Source organism: Erysipelothrix amsterdamensis, from assembly GCF_940143175.1.
In the GTDB taxonomy this organism is placed as follows: Bacteria; Bacillota_I; Bacilli_A; order Erysipelotrichales; family Erysipelotrichaceae; genus Erysipelothrix; species Erysipelothrix amsterdamensis.
This window is the reverse complement of sequence record NZ_OW659496.1, coordinates 1,678,256-1,693,319: the sequence shown is the minus strand read 5'-3', so window position 1 is coordinate 1,693,319 and position 15,064 is coordinate 1,678,256. Positions and strand designations below refer to the sequence as shown.

Here is a 15,064-nt window from a genome sequence, read left to right as displayed (position 1 = left end):
CGCATCAAAAAGGGCTAAAAAGGCCCTTTTTGGTGAATTAAAGGAACAATTAAATCTTTTTTTAAAAAAATGTATTATTTTGTATTTTAAGTGTTGCATTTCTATACTGATGATGTATAATGTAAAAGCACAGTGAGAAACGACAACAACAACAAAGACAATCGTCGAGTTAATGTGTCGCGACACAGTTAATGGTTCCTTAGCCAAGTGGTAAGGCAATAGACTGCAACTCTGTGATCATCGGTTCAAATCCGATAGGAACCTCCAGTAATGGGGATGTGGCGGAATTGGTAGACGCAACGGACTTAAAATCCGTTGAAGGTAACTTCGTATGGGTTCAAGTCCCTTCATCCCCACCATTACTTTATTGATGGAGTTCTAATTTAAATCGATGTATATGCGCCCGTAGCTCAACTGGATAGAGCACTTGATTACGGCTCAAGAGGTTATGGATTCGACTTCTGTCGGGCGCGCCAATTTTCGGGATGTAGCACAGCTTGGTAGTGCACCTGGTTTGGGACCAGGGGGTCGCAGGTTCGAATCCTGTCATCCCGACCAATTTATTATTAAAATTAAATATTCCTATGGCGGGTTAGCTCAGTTGGCTAGAGCGTCCGGTTCATACCCGGAAGGTCGCGAGTTCGAATCTCACACCCGCTACCATTTCTATTTTGAAAAGCGTAATACCGATGTAGCGGACCCTTAGCTCAGTTGGTTAGAGCTACCGGCTCATAACCGGTTGGTCGTAGGTTCGAGTCCTACAGGGTCCACCAATTTGACACTTAGGATTATCGGAATTTAATTACATTAAAATGCAAAAAACTCTATGGAGGAGTACCCAAGTGGCTGAAGGGACTGGTCTTGAAAACCAGCAGACGTGAGAGCGTGCGGGAGTTCGAATCTCCCCTCCTCCGCCATATTATTTCTTTACGAAATAAGGTTGCATTATATACCAGTTATGCTATAATGACATAGCATTAAACATATCGCGGGGTAGAGCAGACTGGTAGCTCGTCGGGCTCATAACCCGGAGGTCGTCGGTTCAAATCCGGCCCCCGCAACCAATGGCCCTGTAGCTCAGTCGGTAGAGCAACGGATTGAAGCTCCGTGTGTCGTCAGTTCGATTCTGACTGGGGCCACCATTTAAACCGATAAGACAAACCACTCAATGAGTGGTTTTTTTTGTTCCTAAAAAGAGATCATTTTTTTAATTTCTGAATAAGTATTTAAGATAGGATTCTTAATAAAGCAACGATTTGTATGAACATAACAAACTTTTTTTTAGAGGTAATATTTTTTTAAATTTCAAATTAAGAAATGCGATGGTTTATATTAGAAATAATAGTATAATAACTATATGAAACTATTACTTGTAGAAGATGATCGAGCAATATCTCGAAGTCTAAAATATATCTTAGAAAAAGAAGGGTATCTTGTTGATGCTGTATTTTCTGTGCAAGAAGCTGAACGCTTTCTTGGATTGAATCACTACAACATTCATATTCTTGACGTCCGACTACCAGATGGCACCGGATTTGATATTTGTACGTTTATTCGGCAACAGAGTGAAGCCCCAATTCTATTTTTAAGTGTTGAAAATGAAGAAGATAGTATAGTTGAAGGTCTGACTCGTGGTGGTGATGATTATATTATTAAACCATTTAAATCAAAGGAGCTTATAGTTCGACTACAAAAACTTTTAAAGAAACATGAAAAGCATGTATTCATAGACGGTGACATGAGTATCGATATGCAGTCAGGAATCGTAAAGTTTGGTCATGAGATGGTTAATCTTTCAACTATAGAATATAGATTACTCTTATTCTTTATAAGCCATATAAATGAAATCGTTAAACGAGAAGATCTCTATGAATTGATTTGGGACTCTATGGAATATGTGAATGATAATGCGCTCTCAGCGTCCATTAAACGCTTAAGGGAGAAGTTTAATGGAGAATTAGATATTGTTACTGTTCGTGGACAAGGATACCGATACAAGCATGAAAATACTCAGAGATAAGAAAATTGCTCATCTTTTTGCACAAAGTATCATCTTAGGGGTATCTGTTGGTTTTTTATGTGCATATTTCATGGATTCATATTTTGGTATCTTAGCCGGGATCCTATGTAGCTTGATTTTGGTGTATCGCTATCTCTTACATCGAAGTAGAGAGATAGAAGAACTAACTGAGTATTTAAAACGTCTCAATGATAACAGCCACGAATATGAACTCAACACATATGAAGAAGGAGAACTATCAATTCTGCATTCAGAACTCAATAAAATAACCGTTCTTCTCAAGACAATGAATCGAAACTTAAATGCCAACAATAGCTTTTTAAAGAAGTCCTTAACTGATATCTCTCATCAGCTTAAGACACCAATTACCGCCTTACTTCTTACCAATGACATTTTACGAGATGAATCACCAGACAATGATTTCTTACTTCAAAATCAAGAACAATTGGAGCGACTTGAATCATTGATAACCTCACTTTTACTTCTAGTTCGCTTGGAATCAAATACGATTGAAATGGATAAGAAACGCGTTAATACCGATAATTTTGTGAGGAGTTTGAAACTAAATATATCATCGAAAAGTAATAAGCTCGACATTGAGACTAGAGTAGATGCAAACACAATATATGTAGATGAAAAGTGGTTTTTAGAAGCAATCATTAATATACTTGATAATAAAACACGATACGCCCAAAATTCAATGTTCATGACTATTGAAGAAAATGTATTTGAAACACAGATAATGATCTCTGATGATGGTGAAGCAATCGCGAAGGAACTAAGAGATAAAGTTTTTGAGAGGTTTTTTAAAACAAATAGTGTTAATTCCAAGAGTGTTGGAGTTGGACTTGCAATATCTAAGGAAATAATCGAAAAACAAGGCGGTTCGGTTCGAATTGTTGAGAAAAATACGTTTGAAATTAGGATGCCTACTAAGTGACGAATAAATCACTTATAACACTCTCATGAAATATATAATAAAAGTGAGGTGATACTATGTCATTATTAGTGCTGGAAAGTGTTTCAAAAACGTATAAGCAAGGCGATGCAGAAATTAAGGCTCTTGATAACGTCTCTGTTTCTGTGGATAGAGGAGAGTTTATCGCAATTATGGGTGCAAGTGGAAGTGGAAAGTCGACACTTCTTCATGTTATTGGAGGTGTTGATACTGTATCCACTGGTGTTATTCGATTGGATAACACCAATCTCGGAGCATTAAGTGAAGAAGCACTCACGATTTTTCGAAGACGTCATATAGGTTTAATCTATCAGTTTTACAATCTGATTCCATTATTAGATGTTAAGGAAAACATTATCCTTCCTTTAGAGCTCGACAATCAAAACGTTGATGAAATCTATCTGGAAGAACTTCTAAAGTCTTTAGAACTTGTGAATCGTGTAAACCACTTACCAAGTCAATTATCCGGAGGGCAACAACAGCGTGTTTCTATAGCTAGAGCGCTCATGAATCGACCAACTCTAATTCTTGCGGATGAGCCAACGGGTAACTTAGACAAAAAAACATCTAAGGAAATCATTAAAATTCTTAGAGAAACCAATGAGATGAGCGAACAAACAATCATAATGGTTACTCATGATGAAACTATTGCATCACAAGCCAAAAGAATTATTGAAATAGAAGATGGACGCATTATTAGAGATGAGAGAATACGATGAAATCACTTCTAAAAGTTCAATATAGACACCTAAAAAAATATTGGAAGCAAACACTAATGTCATGGTTGTCCATTATTATTGTAGTGTGTCTTATGACGGCCGTAATCGCAACATTTTCAGGATTTTATAATAGTTACAAGTTATCGTCGCTTAAATACGGTGAACAATATAATGTCTATTTTCGAAATGTAAAAGATGTGGATGCATTGATTGAAAGTGGAGAAGATATTGTTAGGTATGAGTATGCATCAAAAGTTGGAGATATAACGAGGGTTGATTTTAATGCTGAACAACATAGTCCTCAAACGTTTTTACTTTATACTCTATATAACGAAGATTTTTCTTTCATCAAACAAGGTTCTCAGCAAACGCTTCTTAGTGGAAGATTGGCAGAAAACAATGAGGAAATGCACGTTTCTGAAATGATGCTTGAGGCATTGAATTTAGATGATCCTATAGGTCACAAACTCGATGTAACATGGATAGACGGCTCAAAATCGGTCGTTACAATTGTTGGTGTTGTGGATAGACAATATACATACGATAATCAAACTAAGAGTGCTATGATGTCAAATGAGAATACAGTTTATGTTCAATTCGAAAATGACACAAAGGGTTTTGAGAAATCGGTTATTTCAATGATGGAGTCTAACAATCTCATTGATGAAGATGTAGTATTCAACGATTTTCGTAATGAACTACTAGGACTAAGCGACAATAAAAATATTATGTGGAAAGTTGTAGTGGTAATGGCAAGTGTTCTATTGGGATTATTTACGCTAACATCAATTTTCACACTTTATAACACGCTTAACATTAGCCTTGAAAGTAAAACAAAATCTTTAAGTCTCTTATCGACAATTGGAGCAACTAAAAAGCAGATACGAAGGTCACTGTTTTTTGAGATGTTTCTGACTACAATTCCTTGTGTGGTTATAGGTTTAATGGGTGGGTCTCTTGTCTCTCAAGGAATCTTTAATATGAGTTATCCCATATTATCTAACACGTCTCTGTTTGGATACAATATTATGGAATTTGCGAAGCCAACATTAACAATGAAGTTAATTTTAGGAATATTTATAGTCTCATTTATAGTTGTTTATATCCCGTTATTACATTCTATAAGAAATATATTTAAAGATAGTTCTATTGAACTGATACGTGAAAACAAGCGGATATCAATCAATAAGAAAAAAGAAAAAACAAGATTCATCAAGATGTTTTTTGGACAAGCGGGTGTTTTGGCATATAAAAATACGGTTAGAGATCGAAAAAAATACTTAGGTCTTAAACGTTCTTTAGTTATAGGTACCGTATCCATGGTATTAGTTGCTTCTTTCTTAGCTTCTTCCCTAGATTTAGCTTCTGCCAAATTGGATTATAGTAATTATGCTATTCAAATCGAAAAACAAAATATCGATTCGAATACTTTTGAAGATATAAGAAAACAAATCGAAGAGAATGAAGACGTAAGATCAACGTTTAAGGTCACAACAGAATCAGGACGGCTTGGAATTTGGCGATATAATGATGTATTTGATGAAGAATTAAAATATTTACTGAGACATAAAATAATCGTCTTAGATGACAAGGATTTCAACACATTATACCCATCAGTCAATCTTCATGAAATTGTAGTAAACGATTATTTTGAAGGCGTCATTTCAGATGATAATAGAAAAATTCAGATATCTCGTCATTTAACTGACTTGCAAGTTGGTGATTTTGTACCTTTTTATACATATGATGGAACAGATGGAAAAAGTATGGCAAAATTATCTGAGTATCCCATCGGTTTGAAGGTCGACACATTTGATGGTGAATCCTCAGTACTTAAATTTTTCTATAATGAGTCGATCATTCGTAGTGAGGTATCCGTGAATTATATTGTATCGCAAACTTTGTTTAATAGAATTAAAAGTCAGAGTCCCTATCAATTTATACTTAATAGGATCTTATTGATTGATACGGTACAAGCTGAATCAGTTGAAATAAGCCTCAATAAAACGTTCCCGTTATTTCATGTTAGAAACTTAGCCTCAGACTATGCACAAGATAAGAATGTTTATGGTGTTATTGTAAAAATATTATTTTCGGTGATGGGTATGATTCTATTGATGACAGTTACAAGTATTCTTAATACAACGATATCTGAACAGGATAGACGCAAGGGTGAGTATGCAATCTTAGAGTCAGTGGGAATGACGCGCAAGGAAATATGTAAGATGTTATTTTTTGAATCTGTATTTACAATGGGGAAAGTGATTGTTTACTCAATTGTATTAAGCTTTGGATTATCCTATGGACTATATGCAATTGTAAGAAAAATAATTTGGATGCCTGAATTTAACTTTAGAATGGACTATCTCTTCTACGCAATTATGGGTTCTACGCTAATACTGATCACTCAAACTCTAATATCAACAAGTATGTTCAATCGAGAATCGGTTATTGAACGTTTAAAGTGTCAAAAATATTGAGAATAGTCCTAATATTGTGGCTTAGTTCCTAAAGTGATTTTTTGAGAAGTAATCTAACTCGTATTTGATGAATCGGTAGGCGCATCGATTCTTTTAAACTCGTTGATATGAATCGTAGATAAACGATGTTCAGGTGGCCAACGATGTTCAGGTGGCCAACGATTTTTTTGCGCATCAATAATGAATTTGGTATCATTTTTTTATTAAAGGGGGGATTATTATAATGGTGGTATTTAACCAAGAAATGATAGCTATAAGATCTATGCAGTGTGGAAAGTTTGTTTCGCCAAAGGATATTCTGGAAAGAAGTTTTTTTAAAAGAACACGGTACTAGATATCATGAAAAAAATATTTGACTGTATTCTAATGATATTACTCATTGCAGGCTGTTCTTCAAGACCTTCCACAAATGCACTTAAAGATACTAAAACAATAGTATTAGGGAACGATACTTTCCATAGCGCCAAATCATCAGAAATTCTAAAATTATTGAATCACACGGAGTTTAAGTTTCTCGATACGAGAGGGCACGTTCTAGGCTCGAAAAAAATATCGCGGAAATTATTATAAATTGAAAATTGATAATAATTTTTACTACCTGATATCATCCGATAAATTTATAAAGGGAGAATTATCGGATCAAGACGAAAAAGTATACAACTTCGAACCATCTCTGAATGCGATTGATTCACAGGTATATCTTTATGAAGAGGATTTATATTTCATTGATAACCAAGGCTTTAGATCTGAACCTACAAATTATTTGACCTCAATATATAAAAACAACGAGAAACTTTTCGATATTGAAGATGATCAAGCAACTTCTCTTGCAGTTATTGGTTCCAATGTTTATGTACTTACGGAAAATAACCATAATCATAAAGATACTGAACGTGGAATTATACGAAAGTTCTACAGATATAATATTGAAAATAAAATGATTGAGAAGATGTCTGAAACATTTGAATCAAGCCATTATACATCACAACTCATTACTGATTCAAAAAAACTATATCTTTATTTGTATATAGCGGATAATGTACCAATTCCAGATAGTATTGGCTCAATAGAAGACCGTCTTCTTGTAATTGACAAGGATTTGAATGTTGAGTCAATCTCAGATTTTAAGCGATTTGGACCATCCTTTACGAGTGATGTACAGAATTCTATCATCAATAACAAGTTCTATATTAAAAGTGAACGTCACGAACTTCGAATGATTGATTTAAATACTCTGGAGAGTCGGGATCTTAAACTTGAGCCAATAAGTGATACCGCACAGTATCATTATTGGTCTCAGTATTGGTATGATTCAAGTAAAGAAAATCTTATTCTATTTGGTAACTTTGAATCCAAGCCAAACTACACACAGTATGTTTATGATTTGAAAAGTGGTGGACTGATTGAAACGATTGAATGTCCTGATGTGAGCGCGTTGTATCGATCGAGTAGCAACTAGGAAATCAAATCAACCATCGTGAGTATTTATAATCTATTGAATTTACTTAGTAAAAGGAATTGAACAAATCTATTGAATGTGATATTTTTATCCTATAAGAAATAATTAGTTATTCAGTGAATGATGTATACACTGTTCCAATGATTTTTTGGGGGAGGAGAAGCATAAAATTAGTATTATCGATTTTATGCTTTTTTTATATTCAAAATATTGTAAAGATCAATTCGTAAAGTTTAATAAAAAGTAATAATAAAAATTGTTAGACAGCATTGTCGTTACATTAGACTCAGAATAGAAAGAAGTTTAAAATGAAAAAAAAAATCTTGTTTATTCTCACTATCGCAATCATCTATAGTATTTTTACGGTTAAGTTGATATAAAATGATAACCATCTTTTATACATGTTTATATTTATTCTTGTATCAATTTAGTGGGGTTGATATGAAGTACTATATTTTTCTAGGAATATCAATAATTGTTGTTACTAAAGGGCTGAATGGATTTAAGTTTGTGCCATTAAAATATTTGAAGATATTTGAAATGAAGTATTCATTCCAAAATTTACTTGAACTGTTTGCATGCATCATTTTTATTGGATACTATTACATCAACGTTGGTATTCTCATGAAGGTAGACTCTATAATTACGTTACCTTCGTTAATTATTTTTTTCTATTTTTCATGCTTTATTACAGAGTGTGAAAAAGATAATCATGTATAGCGTAATAGTTGTTCTTTTCTCAATGATTATAGGACTAGAAATCATTTCAATAATTCTTGAAAAGAACATAAACTTTAAGTATGTGGAAAAATATGATATTTATGAAATTTTGAGTGGTTTTATTGATAAATATCAGATTCCAAGCTTTATGATAGAAACAGATAGTAAGACTTTTTCATACTCATATCTCCAGAATAAGATTTATATTGAGGACCGAAAACTCGCGGGTTCTAAGTACATTAAGGGAGTACATGAAATTTCACATGCAGTTGATTCACACACTAAAATAACGAGTACCATTTTTGTCATGATGCCACACATAAAAATAGCAAGGTGGATTTTAATTGGAATAATCCTGATATCAAATAAGGTGGAGATCGTACAAGCTACGCCATTTATTTCTTTGTATATGGCCCTAAGTATTTTATCTGTTTTCAACCTTATCTATATAGAGTCAAGGGCTAATATTCTTGTAAAGTCCTTTAATAATCTTGGTAGGGATTTTTGTGTTATGACATATATATGGATATCCTTCTTTCTCCAAATTATATGGAGCGTGTTTTTCATAATACTACCGATTAATATTATTAAAATTCTAAGTTTATTATAGTTTCGTTTCGCATTTGGATGTGATGTTTTTAAGTAAGAATATTTGTAAACAATAGTTATATTTAAACGACAAACAGTATTTTATGATTTGAATAACGATGGACTGATTGAAACGATTGAATCTCCTAATGTGAGAGCGTTGTATCGAACTAGTAGCATCGAATCTATTGAGTAAAAGGATTTGTATCGAATCAATACATATATTGCTTAATTCATGCCTAAAAGCGTTCTTTTATGTAAAGTTTATTATATAATAAAGGGACTTAGTAAAAGGAGCGTTATAAATGACAAATACCATAAATAATTACACACAAAACATTGCGAAAACATTGGAATGTGAGATTGATTCCATTTTGAACTTTACCCCACTATTTGGCGGACTTACCAATCATTCTTACACATTCGAGGTTGATGGAAAAAAGTATGTTTATCGTGAACCAGGCGTTGAAACGGATGCTTATATTAATCGGAAAAGTGAGTTCTATGCTCAATTGAAAGCGAAAGAACTTGGCTTAGATAACAGTCTTGTATTTATGGATCAGACTGAGGGCTGGAAGATATCGAATTATATTGAAAATGCACGCTATTTTGATTATATGAACGAAGAAGATGTTAAAGTTGTAATCGAGAAAGTACGTTACCTTCATGATGCAAACATACAAGGCGAATGGGAGTTTGACTTATTCCAAAAAATTCAAGACTTTAAGCAAGAAATTGGTGATGTTGGTCGTTCCCATTTCTCAGATTATGATGATTTAAGTGAACGCGTAGAGCGCATTTATGAGTGTGTTTCACGTGAAGGTTATGCGAAGACTCTTTGTCATAATGATATCTACACGACTAATATTCTCTTCCAAGATGATAATTTTTATTTAATTGATTGGGAATTCGCGATGGTTGCCGATCCAGCTGTAGACCTTGCGACCTTTATCGTATGTTCGCCTTACGATTACTCAACCATTCTGAAGGTTCTTGATCAATATGCAGGGGGGACCATGAGCGAAGCTGACAAGCATCATTTTATTGGAACTTTTGCGGTTACAGGATTCTATTGGATGAATTGGGCAATATTCCAAGAACATAATGGTACTGATGTCGGGGATTTTTTTGAAAACTATGCAATGTATACCCGGTTGTTCGTAGAACAAGCAGAGAAATTTTATAATTTCTAATCATTATCATCAAAAACGATAATGATTAAATGGATATTTTACCGAGATTATAATTAATTTGTAAGTATGGTTGGGGTTTCTTATTTTATATATTAAGTAATGTTGGTATATGCAAAGGATGATATGATTAAGCAAGGGAAGTAAAAAAAACTATGGGGAGCAAGCCAGCATAGCAAGATTCAAATAAAAAAAACAAGCTAGGATTTGTAACTCTCGCCATCATATAGGAGGAAAGAATACCATTATTACTTGAATTCGTGTGCTGTTGTAAAGATTTATATATATTATGATTGCTATGCTTGTGATTTATAGACTGAACCTTGATTCATTTGAATTATGCTCTCACTCATATTCTTAGGAAGTTGATTGAAGGTATTTGATACAAATTCAATATCTTGAAGGGTTCCAATTATATAAGTGATAATTAGTCTCCCAACCAAGGAAGATATGTACTATTTGTGAATAGCGTTTATAATGGTCGCGTTACCTTGAAATTTCAATCCAGTACATTATTCGTGACAAGAGTTTCTTTTCCTCTGTAGAAATCTTGTCGATTATATTAATTCGACACTGCAAATTCATGCGGTGCATAATTCTTTGAATAGTGTTCTCTCTAAAAGGATAACCATCTTGTTTCAATATGCCTGTAGCCATACTTGAAGGTTGTGTCATTATAGAATTTAATGACCTTCTCTTCATTCTCGGTAAAACATGTTGCTATTAATATTTGTTTACAAAGAGAGTAAGTTTATTTTGAAATATTAAAGAGCTCTAGTATTAATTTAACTGGAATAATGATTCTAAATGCATCTACAAGTTCTTGGAATAATTTTCATACCAATTCCTTTGCACCTCCTTGTATTTTTTTAGTATCATTATTTGATGCTCTAAAATTTCATTATGTATCATCAAAGTTTTTTTAGTGACTAGACCATTACTATAATTTTTCCTCGAGTGGATAGACACTTTTTTTCGACACAATAAAGCACCTTCATTAGTACATTATTTTGTTTTTCAACAATTGTACAAATGCAAGGTGCTTATTTTTATGATGTTTAATTAACCGGAATCAGTTCAATAATAGTCTTATTTTTCAATATAATAAAAGAATTAAAAGTACATCACATACATCACAAAATAATAAGTTGGATTATGTTTATCGTTGATTACAGTTTTAGATATAATATGCACTCTGTATTTTCTCGGCACATTTTTTTAAAATTTTAAGTAAATGATTAACATTCTTATATTCAAGTCGTGTTGAGGGTCCAGAGATACTAAGTGCATACTCAGGAATGCCTTCTTTATTAAAGATAGGAACAGCGTAACAACTTAAACCGTATTCAAATTCTTCATGGTCTACAGAAATATTATTTTCCAAGATGGATTGTTGCTCTTTTAAAAACTTATCATAGGTATTAATGGTATGAACCGTGCGTGAAGGAAGATTTTCATAGTAACTGCGGAGCGATATTTCGTCACGATAGGCAAGAAATATTTTTCCCATTCCTGAGCAATAAAGTTCACCAATTGGACGAAGTTGCGTTTGTAATTGATAGTACTCACCATGAACACGTCGAATAATAACAAGATCATCGTTATGAGCCATTCCCAAGTTAATAGATTCTCCGGTTTTTTCCACAGCCTCTTTGATAAATGGTTCTGCAACATCGATGATATTGCCACTGTTATGCGCACCACGGGCATATTTCAACATGTGCATATCTAATGAATACCGTGTGTCATCTGCTTGTTTGATGGCATGAACATGTTCTAATGATTTAACAATACGAAAGACTCTAGTTTTTGGGAGGTTTAATTCTGTAGCGATGCTTGAGATACCTAAGGTTTCCTGTTGAGAGAGTAAATCCAGGATATCAAATGCATCCACAATATTACCAATGATTGGGCTTTTCTCGTTTTTTTCAGTCATAGTAAAAATTCCTTTCTTTGTGAATTTATACATCTATCTAACACATAGTATATCAAAATTGTTGTTTCATTCCTATATTAAACAAAGTCTATAATGCCAAAAGAAAATAAGTTTGTTAATTGTATAGCAATATATTGCAAATCAAACGTGAGAGTGTTAGCATACAAATATCGGAACGCGTTCCGAAATTTAGGAGGAGACACATGAGTCAAAAATGTAATAAAGAATCGAACTCGATTCTTCAGTTTGTCATGAAGGTTATTGGAGGAGCTGCAAGTGGAATTATTGTTGCAGTAATCCCAAACGCAATCTTTGGTCAATTATTTTTAAATTTGATTCCAGTTTGGGAAGGATTTGCAGTTTTACAACAATGTGTTCAAATTATTCAATTGTTAATGCCAGTTCTTATAGGTATTGGAGTAGCACGACAATTTGAACTCGATTTAATTCCATCCATGTCGGTCGGAGCGGCTGCTTATATCGGAAGTGGTAGTGTATCCATGGTAAATGGTGCTTGGATTGTTGCTGGTATTGGTGACACGGTTAATGCCATGCTTGTATCAGGAATTGCGGTGGCATTTGTATTCTTAATTAAGGACAAGGTTAAAGCTTTTGTCACAATTGCCTATCCAAGTATTGTAGGATTTGGAGCAGGAGCAATTGGGCTTCTAACATTGCCATATGTTTCCTCCATTACACGCTTAATCGGAAGTATTGTAGCGGAAGCAACAACATTACAACCAATCTTGATGAGTATTATCATCGCGGTTATTTTCGCACTTCTAATTCTTACACCTATTAGTGTAGTAGCAATTGCATTTGCAATTTCTTTAGACGGCATTGGATCGGGTGCAGCTAATTTAGGTCTTGTTGCTGTTGTTGTATTTATGGCGATGGGTTCCCACTATGCTAAAAACGAAAAGGGTATTACGGTTTCTATTGTCTTAGGGGGAGTGAAAACCATGATGCCAAACTTCTTCAAAAATATTAAAATTGCTATTCCAGTAGCGATTGTATCAGGGTTACTTGGTATGTTTGCACCAATTTTAAACATTCAAGGTACACCAGCATCCGCAGGATTTGGTTTTGCAGGACTTGTTGGACCAATCGTTGCTTATGGATATCTACAAAACAGTGCTCTTATTAATTTCGTTATTATTGTAAGCGTATATTTTGTGGTACCATTCGTTATTTGCTGGGGTACCTATAAACTTTCACGTGATGTCTTTAAAATTATCAAAGATGAAGATTTCATCTCAACAATATAGGAGAGAATTATGATAAAAATACTATGTTTTAATATGAATGATGAACGCATCCCTTTCGCAGCTGCCTGGGCAAAAGAACATGATGTTGTTGTCGACTTTTGTACAGAGTCATTAACAATGGAAAATGTTGATTTTGTTAATGGTTATGATGGTATTACGGTTGCTCAAGTGGGGGCGTTTGACTCGAAAATCTTTAAAGCTTTGGAATCAAGAGGGATTAAACAAATTGCCCAACGTACTGCAGGTTACGAAATTTTCGATCTTGAAGCAGCTCAAGAAGCTAATATAATTGTGACCAATGTTGGTAACTATTCACCTGAATCAATTGCGGAATATACATTGATGCTCGCTCTTCAACTGATGCGCAAGTCTCATAAACTGGATCGTAAGGTTGAAGCCCGTGATTTCCGTTGGATGCCAGAAATTCGTGCAAAGCTCATGGGCGAGTCAACGGTAGCGATTATAGGTGTTGGAAAAATAGGATACGAAGTCGCAAAGCTCTTTAAAGGTTTTGGTGCTCGTGTTATTGGATATGACCCGTACCCAAAACAAGGAATTGAGGATCTCATTACTTTTGTTGAAAGTATTGAAGAAGCAGTGGCGCAAGCAGATATTGTTTCGTTGCATATGCCTGCATTTGCAAATAACTACCACCTTTTCGATGCAAAGATGTTTGAATGCATGAATGAAGACGCCTATCTTATTAATTGTGGTCGAGGAACACTTGTGGATACTGAAGCTTTGCTTGATGCAGTTGATCAAAACATAATTGCTGGTGCGGCATTAGATGTATACGAGTACGAAGCACCTTATATTCCTGGTAAGTTCACCGATGATACCATCAAAGATAAAGTGTTTTTACGCCTTTTAAACCATGAAGATGTTATTTTCTATCATCATTGCGCGTACTATACTGAAACGTCCATTCGTAATATGACTCAATTTGCTCTTGATGCGACTTTAGAAATTATTACAACAGGAGACTCTTCATATCGTGTAAATTAGTAGCAAAGTATAGACCATTTGATCTATACTTTTTTTGTACCGGGAAATCAATTTTCATTAATCTATGAATAGAAAGAAAATCTGGTAAATTCAAAAAAACATGACAATAAATTTAATCATTCTGTGTAGATTTTTACTTCGTAACAATCTTAAATTATACATAAAATCAAACAAATTAAATTAAAGTATAAAGGAAGTGTTTTGTAATGATACCACTTGAGAGAAGATATGTTTGTTACTAAATTGGAAGCATTATGAATGTGAATTTTGTTCAATAAAGTAAATTTATCTGGAAACTAAGACAAAGGAAATAAGAGTATTTTTCAATCTTGTTATTAAAGACATGTAAGAAAGAAAAAAGTTTATATATTTTCATACTACTTGTTTTGAAATCTAATTTGGAGATGTAACCGTTAGCAAGTTTATCTCTATTTATAGTCGTATGTATCTGGTGAGTTAGAGTTAGATATTGTGTCGAGATGTCGTTTACTCAAAGGACATTCTATGAAATATGATTAGTCAGATGTAAGCGATTAATAGTTTGTAAAGATAATTGATTCGACACGTTATCCTACTAACTTAATTGTATGTTTACTTTATTACTATTTTGATCTTTCGAAGTACTTCAAATAATGAACATTCTCCAAGAAAACAGAGTACAAAAGAAACAAATCTACTTTATTTCAAATTAATATATTTCAGTGAGTAAGAATCGTAATCG

Annotated in this window: 10 protein-coding genes and 9 tRNA genes; 18 read left to right on the top strand and 1 reads right to left on the bottom strand. The window is 33.7% G+C overall.

The genetic code is table 11. The features are described from left to right. The first annotated feature begins 193 nt into the window (after positions 1 to 193). The 16 genes from NMG63_RS08050 (at position 194) to NMG63_RS07975 (ending at position 10,137) form a co-directional block, all read left to right on the top strand. Positions 194 to 267, top strand: a tRNA-Cys gene (locus NMG63_RS08050). Between the two features lie 5 nt (positions 268 to 272). Then, positions 273 to 359: transfer RNA gene (locus NMG63_RS08045), tRNA-Leu, on the top strand. 40 nt (positions 360 to 399) lie between these two features. Beyond that, positions 400 to 476 (top strand) — tRNA-Arg (locus NMG63_RS08040). A gap of 5 nt (positions 477 to 481) precedes the next feature. Next, a tRNA-Pro gene (locus NMG63_RS08035) sits at positions 482 to 558 on the top strand. Positions 559 to 586: 28 nt separating this feature from the next. Further along, positions 587 to 663: transfer RNA gene (locus NMG63_RS08030), tRNA-Met, on the top strand. A 33-nt stretch (positions 664 to 696) separates the two neighbouring features. Further along, a tRNA-Ile gene (locus NMG63_RS08025) sits at positions 697 to 773 on the top strand. Between the two features lie 55 nt (positions 774 to 828). Beyond that, positions 829 to 917: transfer RNA gene (locus NMG63_RS08020), tRNA-Ser, on the top strand. Positions 918 to 987: 70 nt separating this feature from the next. Then, positions 988 to 1,064: transfer RNA gene (locus tag NMG63_RS08015), tRNA-Met, on the top strand. Between the two features lie 2 nt (positions 1,065 to 1,066). Then, positions 1,067 to 1,142: transfer RNA gene (locus NMG63_RS08010), tRNA-Phe, on the top strand. Positions 1,143 to 1,357: 215 nt separating this feature from the next. Beyond that, positions 1,358 to 2,020 (top strand): response regulator transcription factor, encoded by a 663-nt coding sequence (locus tag NMG63_RS08005; protein ID WP_013853375.1) that lies wholly within the window; start codon positions 1,358 to 1,360, stop codon positions 2,018 to 2,020. Continuing rightward, positions 2,001 to 2,960: a sensor histidine kinase gene (locus NMG63_RS08000; protein WP_254006919.1), complete on the top strand. Its 960-nt coding sequence runs from the start codon at positions 2,001 to 2,003 to the stop codon at positions 2,958 to 2,960. Before NMG63_RS08005 ends, NMG63_RS08000 begins: the two co-directional genes overlap by 20 nt. A 56-nt stretch (positions 2,961 to 3,016) precedes the next feature. Next, positions 3,017 to 3,697 (top strand): ABC transporter ATP-binding protein, encoded by a 681-nt coding sequence (locus tag NMG63_RS07995; protein ID WP_013853373.1) that lies wholly within the window; start codon positions 3,017 to 3,019, stop codon positions 3,695 to 3,697. Then, entirely contained in the window at positions 3,694 to 6,177 is a 2,484-nt protein-coding gene (locus tag NMG63_RS07990; RefSeq protein ID WP_013853372.1) for an ABC transporter permease, read from the top strand. The genes NMG63_RS07995 and NMG63_RS07990 overlap by 4 nt, the downstream gene beginning before the upstream one ends. Positions 6,178 to 6,748: 571 nt before the next feature. Continuing rightward, positions 6,749 to 7,636, top strand: a complete 888-nt coding sequence (locus NMG63_RS07985) for a hypothetical protein (RefSeq protein ID WP_254006918.1) — start codon at positions 6,749 to 6,751, stop codon at positions 7,634 to 7,636. A gap of 441 nt (positions 7,637 to 8,077) precedes the next feature. Beyond that, positions 8,078 to 8,356: a hypothetical protein gene (locus NMG63_RS07980; protein ID WP_013853370.1), complete on the top strand. Its 279-nt coding sequence runs from the start codon at positions 8,078 to 8,080 to the stop codon at positions 8,354 to 8,356. Between the two features lie 893 nt (positions 8,357 to 9,249). Further along, positions 9,250 to 10,137, top strand: coding sequence for a choline kinase family protein (locus tag NMG63_RS07975; protein WP_123171018.1), 888 nt, complete (start codon positions 9,250 to 9,252; stop codon positions 10,135 to 10,137). Positions 10,138 to 11,311: 1,174 nt separating this feature from the next. Here the strand turns inward: NMG63_RS07975 and NMG63_RS07970 are convergent. Next, positions 11,312 to 12,070 carry an IclR family transcriptional regulator gene (locus NMG63_RS07970; RefSeq protein ID WP_123171019.1) on the bottom strand — a complete coding sequence of 253 codons (759 nt, stop codon included), beginning with the start codon at positions 12,068 to 12,070 and terminating at the stop codon, positions 11,312 to 11,314. 203 nt (positions 12,071 to 12,273) lie between these two features. Between NMG63_RS07970 and NMG63_RS07965 the strand changes: the two genes are divergently transcribed. Beyond that, positions 12,274 to 13,338, top strand: coding sequence for a PTS sugar transporter subunit IIC (locus NMG63_RS07965; protein ID WP_254006917.1), 1,065 nt, complete (start codon positions 12,274 to 12,276; stop codon positions 13,336 to 13,338). Between the two features lie 9 nt (positions 13,339 to 13,347). Further along, complete coding sequence (locus NMG63_RS07960) at positions 13,348 to 14,343, top strand: D-2-hydroxyacid dehydrogenase (RefSeq protein ID WP_254006916.1); 996 nt, start codon at positions 13,348 to 13,350, stop codon at positions 14,341 to 14,343. Positions 14,344 to 15,064: the final 721 nt, after the last annotated feature.

What these genes read in the sequence shown, in the direction of transcription:
- NMG63_RS08005 (WP_013853375.1), top strand. Translation starts at nt 1,358, where the DNA reads ATGAAACTATTACTTGTAGAAGATGATCGAGCAATATCTCGAAGTCTA.
- NMG63_RS08000 (WP_254006919.1), top strand. Translation starts at nt 2,001, where the DNA reads ATGAAAATACTCAGAGATAAGAAAATTGCTCATCTTTTTGCACAAAGT.
- NMG63_RS07995 (WP_013853373.1), top strand. Translation starts at nt 3,017, where the DNA reads ATGTCATTATTAGTGCTGGAAAGTGTTTCAAAAACGTATAAGCAAGGC.
- NMG63_RS07990 (WP_013853372.1), top strand. Translation starts at nt 3,694, where the DNA reads ATGAAATCACTTCTAAAAGTTCAATATAGACACCTAAAAAAATATTGG.
- NMG63_RS07980 (WP_013853370.1), top strand. Translation starts at nt 8,078, where the DNA reads ATGAAGTACTATATTTTTCTAGGAATATCAATAATTGTTGTTACTAAA.
- NMG63_RS07975 (WP_123171018.1), top strand. Translation starts at nt 9,250, where the DNA reads ATGACAAATACCATAAATAATTACACACAAAACATTGCGAAAACATTG.
- NMG63_RS07970 (WP_123171019.1), bottom strand. Translation starts at nt 12,070, where the DNA reads ATGACTGAAAAAAACGAGAAAAGCCCAATCATTGGTAATATTGTGGAT.
- NMG63_RS07965 (WP_254006917.1), top strand. Translation starts at nt 12,274, where the DNA reads ATGAGTCAAAAATGTAATAAAGAATCGAACTCGATTCTTCAGTTTGTC.
- NMG63_RS07960 (WP_254006916.1), top strand. Translation starts at nt 13,348, where the DNA reads ATGATAAAAATACTATGTTTTAATATGAATGATGAACGCATCCCTTTC.